The organism is Humibacter ginsengisoli (assembly GCF_054780095.1).
Genome location: NZ_BAAGWZ010000006.1, coordinates 1,041,904 through 1,049,278, shown reverse-complemented (window position 1 = coordinate 1,049,278; position 7,375 = coordinate 1,041,904). Strand labels below are relative to the sequence as shown.

Genomic DNA, 7,375 nt, shown 5'->3' with positions numbered 1-7,375 from the left:
GATGTCCTGATACACCGTTCGTCAGAGATGTCCTGATGCAGAAACGTCAGAGATGTCCTGATACATCACAATATATCAGAGTTGCGAGATCCCCGTTTTGCCCACAATTTGCCCACAATCGCGCGCGGTCGTATGTGATCTCAGTCATCTCTATGAGGCCAAGGCGCATAATTCCGCGGGTTCTGAGCCTTCGCCAACGGCGATTAAAGGCCTGTCCGAGTTTTCGAGTCCCTCCAGGGGCACCGCGGCCGGCCACCGTCTCCAATAGACGATCGCGTTCATCTTGGCACGGGTCCATCTCCTAGACTCTCGTCCGGGACTCGGGAGGAACGCGTGAGGCTGAAGCTGTCCGTTGTCGTCGCCGGTGCGACCGAACGAGACGTCCTGGTGACCGCGGATGTGACCGCCACCGTCGCGGATGTCGCGGCACGGCTCGCTCCGTCAGCCGAGGGCCCGACGACGTTACGCGTCGAGTATCCAGGCCGGCTCCAGTGGCGGCTCCTGAACCCGGGCGCGCTCATCCACGATTCCGGGCTGCGGTCAGGTTGCCGAGTGGAGGTCGTTCCGATGGGATCGCGGCGCGGGGGCGACGACGTCGCGGCGGTCTCCGCCGCCCTCGCGCGTGTCACGTCGGGGCCGGATGCCGGCGCGCAATTCACGCTCACCGCGGGCGCGAACGTCGTGGGGCGGGCGGAACCGGCCCAGGTTCTTCTGGCCAACGACGAAGTTGTGTCCCGACGCCATGCCGTGATCACAGTCGGCGAATCGATCACCGTATCGGATGTGAACTCAGCAAACGGCGTACACGTCGATGGCCGTCTGGTGCATCGCGCGGTTGTGACGCCGGGCACGAACATCCAGGTGGGCGACACCGTTCTTCAGGTTCTGCCGCTGGCCTCACCGGGGCAACTTGCGGTGACGGACGACGCGGCCGGCTTCGTCCGTTCGCCGCGGGTCGAGCCCGCCTACCGCGGGGAGCACGTCGTGTTTCCGGAGATTGCCGGCGAGGGGGAACGACCTCGATTCCCGGTACTGGCCGTGGTGGCCCCGATCGTGCTTGGCTTCGTGTTGTTCTTCGTGACCCGCCAGCTGTACTCGCTGATCTTCGTGGCGCTGTCGCCCATCATCATGTTCGGCACCTGGGTGGATGGTCGCCTGCAGGCGAAGCGCCGTCGCCGCGACGAGAGCAAGCGATTCGAAGAGGGCATCGCTCTCGCTCGCGAGCAACTGACGGCGGCGCGGGAGGAGGAGCTGGCCGCACGCACGGCGGAGTCGCCGTCGACTGCGCAGACGCTCTCCGCCATTGCCGAACGATCGCCATTGCTGTGGACGCGCAAGCCCGAGCACACGACGTTTCTCGAGGTCAGATTCGGGGTCGGCGCGCTGCCATCACGCACCACCGTTCAGTTGCCTTCGAAGAACGGCGGCCCCGACGAGTGGCGACGGGTGGAGCAGCTCGCGGAGGAATTCGAGACGGTCGAACCGGTTCCGGTGGTGGAGAACCTCGAGCGCGCGGGAGCCGTCGGGGTGGCCGGCGGCGGTATCTGGGCGAGGGATGCTGCACGAGCGCTGATGCTTCAGCTGGCCGGATTGCACTCGCCCGCCGACCTCGTCGTCGCCGCGATGGTCGCGGGGGAGGCGATCGATCAGTGGGAGTGGCTGAAGTGGCTTCCGCACGTCGACTCCCCGTACAGCCCGCTCCGGTCGGCGGGCCTGGCGTCGGACTACCAGGCCGCGGGGACGCTTCTGTCGGAGTTGGAGGGACTCGTGGCGGCTCGCCGTGCCGCGGGAGCTGGTCGTGGCGAGCAGGTGAGGTCGCGGCTGGACGAGACCGAGCCGCTGGACGTGGAGCACGGTAAAGCGGTCGAACAGCTTCCGGCGACCCCGGTCGTAGTGGTACTCGTGGCTGAGCACGCGCCGGCCGACAGGTCGCGACTGGTCGCGCTATCGGAAGAAGGGCCCGACGCTGGCGTGTTCCTCGTGTGGTTGGCGGCCTCAGTGAAGGCTTTGCCGGTGTCATGTCGCACCTACCTCGACGTCGACGAGACGACGGGGTGCGCTCAGGTCGGGTTCGTCCGATCGGGGCGTACCGTGCGTGTACACAAGCCAGAACTCGTCGACGTGCTCGCCGCGTCGACGGCCGCGCGCTCGCTGGCCCCGCTCGCGGACACCGGAGCGCGGGTGCTCGACGAGACCGACCTGCCACACAGCGTGTCGTTCGTGGACCTCTACGAAGGAGACGTGCTCGGCGACGCAGGTGCCATCGTGCAGCGCTGGGTGAAGAATGACAGTCTCACCGTGGGATGGATCCCCGGCGCACCCCGCGAGCCCGGAGGCATCCGCGCCGTCGTCGGGCAGGGCCCGAGCGAGCCGTTCGCGCTCGACCTTCGCGAACACGGCCCTCATGCTCTCGTCGGCGGAACCACCGGGGCAGGCAAGAGCGAATTCCTGCAGACCTGGCTGATGGGCATCGCCACCGAGTACTCACCTGACCGGGCGACGTTCCTCCTCGTCGACTACAAGGGTGGTGCCGCGTTCGCAGAGTGTGTCGGCCTGCCACACACGGTCGGTCTGGTCACCGACCTGACACCGCACCTCGTTCGGCGAGCACTGACATCCTTGCGAGCGGAACTCAGGTACCGCGAACGCTTGCTCAACGTGAAGGGAGCGAAGGATCTGCAGGCCCTCGAGCGTCGCAGCGACCCGGATGCGCCGCCGGTGCTGCTGATCGTCATCGATGAGTTCGCGGCGCTGGCGACAGAGGTGCCGGAGTTCGTGGACGGGGTGATCGACGTCGCACAACGGGGCCGTTCCCTGGGCTTGCACCTCGTGATGGCGACCCAACGGCCATCCGGTGTCATCAAGGATTCCTTGCGGGCGAACACGAACCTGAGGGTCGCATTGCGGGTCGCGGATGAGACGGACAGCGTAGACGTGCTCGGCAGCCCCGTCGCCGCATTCTTCGACCCGGGAACGCCAGGCCGAGCGGCGGCCAAGCTCGGTCCCGGCAGGGTACACGACTTTCAGACCGCCTACCTCGGAGGACGAACGCGACGAGGACCGGTCGATCCGGATGTGCAGATCCAGGACCTGCCGTTCGGCCCCGGCGACACCTGGCAGGCATCCATCCGCGGCGCGACGGCAAGCGGAAGCAGAGACATCGAGCAGCTCGCCGGCATGATCGCCCGCGCAGCGGATGCCCGGCGCGTGGCCGTGCCTCGCAAGCCATGGCTGGACCCGCTGCCGGCCGTGATCGATCTGAAGTCATTGCAGAACAGCGCGCCCGCGTCCCTACCTGTCGGCGTACTTGACGACCCGGCCGCTCAGGAACAGCGTCCCTTCGCGATCGACTGGGACGCACACGGAAACGTCGCGGTGATCGGCGCGGGTGGTGCGGGCAAGTCTGCATTGTTGCGCACCATCGGGTTCGCGTTGTCGTCGGGAGCCGAAGAGGATGCCGTCGCGCTCTACGGACTGGACTTCGCAGGTGGCGGGCTGCGGATGCTCGTGTCGCTCCCGACCGTGGGCGCGATCATCGCCGCGACCGACCGGGAGCGGGTGGGCCGCCTCTTCCGGCAGCTCGCCGACGAGGTCGAGCGGCGTGCGACGTCGTTCGCGGCAGCGAATGCGTCGACACTCACCGAATACCGCGCCGCGTCCGGCACGCTACTGCCGCGCATCGTCGTGCTGTTCGACGGATTCGGCGCATTCCGCACCGAGCACGAGTTCGACGGCGCCGGCAGCCTGTTCGACCGCTTCCTCGGCGTCGCATCCGTGGGGCGACAGCTCGGCGTGCACCTCGTGATGACTGCGGACCGATCCGGCGCGTTCCCCACCGGGCTGAGCGCGACGATCGGTCAGCGGGTCGTGATGCGATTGGCGAGCGAAACGGAATACGCCGCGGCGGGAGTGCCGGCCGACGTGCTCCACGGCGCACCGGTCGGACGGGCCCTTGTGAACGGTCACGAGGTGCAGTTCGCGGTGCCCTCAGGAACGCCCGACCTGGCCGAGCACGCCCTCGCGTTCGAGACCCTTGCCGAACAATTGCGAGCAAGCCGAGTCGCGCCGGCCGAGCCGGTCAGGAGACTGCCTTCGCTTATACAGGCCACAGATCTGCCTTCTGCCCTCGATGGCGCCCCGGTTCTGGGTCTGAGCGACGAATCGCTCGCACCGGTCGCATTGCCCACCGATGGTCTATTCGTGGTGACCGGTCCGTTCGGCTCCGGCCGTACCACAGCGATGCGCACCGCCGTCCAGGCGCTGCTCCGGGCCCGACCGCAGTTGGCGCCGTACCTCCTTGTCGCACGACGAAGCCAGCTGGCTGACACGACGAATTGGGTTGAGGCATCCGTTGATGCGGACTCCGCCGATGAACTCGCCGGTCGCTTGGCGGCGCTGCTGGAGAGCCGCGCCTCGGATCCGTCGGAGTTGCTTCTCGTGGTCGAGAACGCCGGGGACTTCGCAGAGCTCCCCGCCGAGGGCACGGTGGCGCGCCTGTTGAAGGCGGCCAGACGGGCGGACGCGCTGGTGCTTGCGGAGGCCGACACGATCACGGCACCAGCGGCGTGGCAGCTCTACACGGAGTTGAAGACCGCACGCGCCGGCATCGTTCTGCAGCCGGAGGAGGGCGACGGGCTGACGCTGTTCCGCACACAATTCCCTCGGGTGACGCGAGCGGAGTTTCCTCCTGGTCGTGGCATCCTCGTGGACTCCGGGCGCATCACCCGAGTGCAGGTGGCCTATCCCGCCGACTGATGGACTCTGGAATGTAATCGGACGTCTATTCCGTGGGCTACGCTGTCTACCGGCGCCATGGAAGTGCCACCTGTTTGGGTGAGGAGATCGTTTCGTGTCGAACATCAATGTGTCGTATCAAGAGTTGAACTCGAACGCCGATCGGTTGGTCGCCGGGCGGGACGAGATCAACACGACGCTGTCGAAGCTACAGGCGCAGATTTCGGCTCTCGTGTCGGCGGGGTTCACGACGGACAAGTCGTCGGGAGCGTTCTCGGATGCTTACAACCGGTTCACGTCGGGTGCCCAGAACACGATCGGCGGCCTCAACGACTTGGCGCAGTTCCTGCGGACCACGGCGCAGACCCTCGGTGAGGTGGACTCGCAGCTGGCGTCTCGCCTGTCCCGGTAGCGGGCCTTGGCTGATCTTCTGGTCGACGCGGCGTCGCTGCGCCAGGTGTCGGCACAGGTGACGGCCGCTGCGCAGTCGACACGCCTCGATGAGACGGTGATGCAGGCGGGCGCCGGTGTACTCGGCTCGGCAGACGTCGTTTCCGCGTTGAACGATGCGGGTGTGCAGCAGAAGGTGTGTGCCGGTGCTGTGGCTGACAGTTTGCAGCGGGTGGGTTCGGTGCCGGCGGAAGCTGCGGCTGAGCTCGTAGGTGCTGACGCGTCTTTGGCGAGGGCGTTCTGATGGGTGTGAATTCTGCAGATCCGGGTGCGGGTGAGCCGTGGGGTATCAGGGCGCTTGCGGATGCGCGGTCGTGGAAGGCTGCCCAGCTGCGTAGTGCGCATCAGTCGCTGAGCGGTGCGGTTTCCGACGTGTCGGGTGGCGCCTGGGTGGGGAAGACGCAGGTCGCGTTCACCAGCACGTTGGGGTCGGTGCTGCCGCAGGTGCTGTCGTTGGCTGATGGGCTGGATGCGCAGGCGAGCGCACTGTACACGTACGCTGCGCAGGTGCAGCACATCCAGGATCAGCAGCAGACGCTGACGCGGTTGCGGGCCACCGAGCAGGAGCATCTGGCGTCGCTGCAGTCGCAGTTCGATGAGGCGTCGAAGGCGTATCGCGCCCCGTACGTGACGAACGAGGACGACATCCGCAAAGCGGATCGGCTCGGTGTGCGGGTGGGGGAGTCGCAGTCGCGGTTGACGGGCATCCAGACGCAGTGGGATGACCTGGTCACCCAGCGAAGGCAAGCGGACAAGGCGTGCGCTGATGCGGTTACGGGTGTGAACGTGCTCGGTGCGACCTGGAAGCTCAGTGGTGGCCGGATGTCGGGGAAGACGCCGGACCAGATCCTGGACATGCTGACCGGGCTGACTCCGACGCAGCTTCAGGCGCTGCTCGCGGCGCATCCGGAGTTGGCGGGCAAGATCGCCCAGGCCGACCCGACAGCGGTCGCCGCGTGGTGGAACAGCATGAACAGTTCGGGTCAGGAGAAACCGTCGGACGCGCAGCAATCGCTGATCGGTGCGATCCCTGCCGTCATCGGCAATCTCAACGGGGTCGCGTATTGGGCACGCCATGACGCCAACCGCATCACGCTCAAGGAGAAGATTGCGGACGCGCAGAAGAAACTGGCGCAGACGCCGAAGTTCCCGCCGTTGTGGGCGTCCCTCGGCGGTCAGGGTGTGCAGGATGCGTATACGAACGCGTACGTAGCTGCCGCTACCGAGGTTCAGGATCTGCAGAGCATCCTGAATGCGCTGAAGCCGACTGACGGTACTGGGCCAGCCCGCTACTTGATCGAGTTGTCCGACGATGTTCCGCCGCTAGCCGCAGTTTCTGTCGGGAGCTTGGATACCGCGACCAATGTCACGTACGCCGTTCCTGGCATGGGAACCGACGCCGGCAGCATGAAAGGCTGGGCCCAAAGCGCCCAGAACATCTGGGGTGCACAGTATCAGGCTGGCGACCACGGGGATCATGCGGTGGTCGCGTGGATCGGCTACAAGACCCCGCCGGTGCCAAGCGGTGCCGATCCTGACTTCAGCGTGCTTGATATGCATGATGCTCAGGTGGGTGCGAAGGCGTTGGACGCGTCGCTGTCGGGTTTCGATGCTGTACGTGCCGGAAGTGCTGCGAATGTGAATGTGGTGGCGCACTCGTACGGGTCGACGACCTCGGCGTTGGCGCTGTCGCAGCCGGGGGCGCACGTGAACACATTCGTCAGTCTTGGTTCCGCGGGCATGCCCGATAGTGTTCCGAACGCGGCAGCGATCCACGCCGACCACGTGTTCGCCGGCCAAGCGCGGAATGTTCTGCCATTGGTAGAACCCAACATGGGAGATGAATGGGCATGGACGGGACGGGATCTGAGTTCCGGCCATACGGGAAATCCCGTGGACGCGAGCTTCGGGGCCACCACGTTCGGCGCTGACGGCGTCTCGGGCCTGAAGGGCGTCACGGATCATGCCACCGACGTGCCCAGCACCGGAACCGGGTACCTCGACCCGCAGACAGAATCGCTCAAGAATGTGGCAAACGCCACCACGGGTCACCCGGACCGGCTTACTCCGTACGTTCCAAAGCCACCCACTGTGCTGGAACAGGTTCTGATCGATGTCGGTAAGGCCGGGCCTCCCCATGCGTATTAGCGGAACCACGAGAGTAATGCGCGGTCGCGGGGTCGCGGCGGCT

Annotated in this window: 4 protein-coding genes; all 4 read left to right on the top strand. The window is 66.3% G+C overall.

Annotated features, from left to right (window positions below):
• Positions 1-333: 333 nt before the first annotated feature.
• The 4 genes from ACYVI5_RS13190 (at position 334) to ACYVI5_RS13175 (ending at position 7,332) form a co-directional block, all read left to right on the top strand.
• Positions 334-4,755, top strand: coding sequence for an FtsK/SpoIIIE domain-containing protein (locus ACYVI5_RS13190; protein WP_460580563.1), 4,422 nt, complete (start codon positions 334-336; stop codon positions 4,753-4,755).
• Between the two features lie 94 nt (positions 4,756-4,849).
• Positions 4,850-5,146, top strand: a complete 297-nt coding sequence (locus ACYVI5_RS13185; protein ID WP_460580562.1) for a WXG100 family type VII secretion target — start codon at positions 4,850-4,852, stop codon at positions 5,144-5,146.
• A gap of 6 nt (positions 5,147-5,152) precedes the next feature.
• Positions 5,153-5,428: a hypothetical protein gene (locus tag ACYVI5_RS13180; protein WP_460580561.1), complete on the top strand. Its 276-nt coding sequence runs from the start codon at positions 5,153-5,155 to the stop codon at positions 5,426-5,428.
• A 188-nt stretch (positions 5,429-5,616) separates the two neighbouring features.
• Entirely contained in the window at positions 5,617-7,332 is a 1,716-nt protein-coding gene (locus ACYVI5_RS13175; protein WP_460580560.1) for an alpha/beta hydrolase, read from the top strand.
• The last annotated feature ends 43 nt before the right edge of the window (positions 7,333-7,375 follow it).